The sequence below is a fragment of the Peribacillus sp. SIMBA_075 genome, from assembly GCF_046534585.1.
In genome coordinates, this window is sequence record NZ_JAWRYN010001450.1 from 1 (window position 1) to 242 (window position 242).

Annotated in this window: 1 pseudogene; it reads left to right on the plus strand. The window is 50.0% G+C overall.

Going from position 1 to position 242, the window contains the following annotated elements:
- Positions 1–12 precede the first annotated feature (12 nt).
- Positions 13–242 (plus strand): annotated as a pseudogene (locus SB775_RS33175) (hypothetical protein); the annotation flags it as partial.

Below are 242 nucleotides of genomic sequence, written 5' to 3' on the forward strand. Positions count from 1 at the left end.
GGGGCGAAACGCATGATTGCCCCCGTTTATCCGCGGCTCCTTTTGATGCTGTTGCTGCTTTTACCGTTGTTGCTCACAGGATGCTGGGATCGCGTCGAGATTCAGGATCGGCTATTTGTAATGTCTGTTGCTATCGATAAGGCGAAAGAGAGTGCTGGAAAACGCTCCTACTTTGAATTTACTGCGCAGCTAACGGAAGCTCGGGCACTTTCTGGAAAGGTAAACAATCCTCATATCTCGCC